The organism is Corynebacterium sp. HMSC074A09 (genome assembly GCF_001811545.1).
Classification (GTDB): Bacteria; Actinomycetota; Actinomycetes; order Mycobacteriales; family Mycobacteriaceae; genus Corynebacterium; species Corynebacterium hiratae.
Genome location: NZ_KV805173.1, coordinates 1 through 1,596 on the forward strand (window position 1 = coordinate 1; position 1,596 = coordinate 1,596).

The window sequence follows — 1,596 nt, forward strand, 5'->3', positions numbered from 1 at the left end:
TATCAGGTGTCTACCAAACAGGGGTCAGGTCCACTTTCTAGGAGCTTATTTCAGCTACACTAATCAAAATGGTTGAATTAGCGTTCGGCGTTGCTTTTTGCGGATCTAGCCCGGGCTACGAGATTCGGTGGACGGATTCGTCGCTCAGTTTTCTAATGTCACAAGCATTGAGTTGTCATTCGTAGAAATCCAGTTGGAGGTGTCTTGAGATGCTCTTAAGGAAAATGCTCTCTCCTGCAACTGTAATCAGAGTGAATGTTCTTGTGGATGCGTACGTGACTTCATTTCTTGCAGCTTCTGTAGGTTACCTGACAGTAGAATCTGGTCTTGATGGTCAAGGTGCTTTGCATGCGGTGGGCACGGGCATTGTTATTGGGACAATTCTGTCGTTGCCGCTTGCACGTCTCGGAGATGTCGTGGGCGAAGCTAGGGTTCTCGGCTGTGTGCAGATTTTTCAGGTTGTCGCATATGCTGTTCTTGGAATAGTCCCTGGTCAAATCCCATTGATGGGTGCTTTGGTTGGAATCTTTTTGCTTGGAAGGTTTGTTTCGCCTCTGAGAGGTGCTCTTCCTCCACGTTACCTGCAAAAAGAGGAGCTAGTTAGTTTCAAAATTGGGCTACGAACAGCAACGTTGACTGTCGTTCTACTTGGGACAGCCACCGTATCATGCATTCTGCTTTTTGATATCTCGATTCGAACCTTTGCTGCGTTGCTTGGGATTTTTGGATATTTTGTTTGTATCCTCGCGACGCAAGTATTGAAGCAAAATCAAGGGGTCGAGGTTGTACGCCGAGCTTCATTTCCCGTCAGATTTTCATTGGCAACAGATGTATGGATTTCTTGTCTAAAAGTCCTTGTTACATTCGCAATTGTCACAACCGGTTCCGTTCTAGTGCCGTACATACTGGCATCCAAGGGAAGTAAGCTTAGTTGGTTGCTATTGTGCTCTGTATTTATAGAAATTGCGATCAATTATGTTATCCAGAAGAACTCTGGCTTCAAGGAAGGAGGTGGGGCTTCAAATTTCGCCTTACTCTTGCTAGCAGTTGCTTTGGGGGTGTTTGGCGGGATTCTCTTAGTTAGCAGTGCCGTGCTCTTACAATCAATGATTGTCTTTTCATTAGCCTTGATGGCGGTATTCTGCTTTAATCATACCGCCCGGACGTTCGCAACTATTATGGCTTGGCAGTTTCAGTATGAGAAAGGTGATGATAAAGATCGGACATTTGTAGTAGCTATATTTTCGATGGCGTCAGCTTTTGGTATCGGGTTTGCAAATTTAATAGGTGCAAAAATTTACGAAGTAGTAGGTGTGTAAATTTATAGTGAAGGATATCTTCGAAAGCCCGAGAATTAACAGTAGGAATAGACGTGGGCGCTGGTACCCACGACATGAATCTTGGATGCAGTGCGCACGAGCGCGAACTTCGACGCACCCATGCGCGAGCCCTAGTAGTCCGTCTGGTCGAGTGAATTGGTCTATTAGCAGTGTCGGTGGCCGTCTATTGGAATGGTTTATTTGCGACCAGCGTTTTAGAACACGTGAAAGAATGCGGCGGCTAAGGGGGGTGTTCCTATATAGTTTGTCAACCTCG

At 45.9% G+C, this 1,596-nt stretch carries 1 protein-coding gene; it reads left to right on the forward strand.

The window, feature by feature from the left end:
• Window positions 1-275: 275 nt before the first annotated feature.
• A complete protein-coding gene (locus HMPREF2807_RS12420) occupies window positions 276-1,319 on the forward strand; it encodes a hypothetical protein (RefSeq protein WP_158010542.1) in 1,044 nt (347 codons plus the stop codon).
• Window positions 1,320-1,596: the final 277 nt, after the last annotated feature.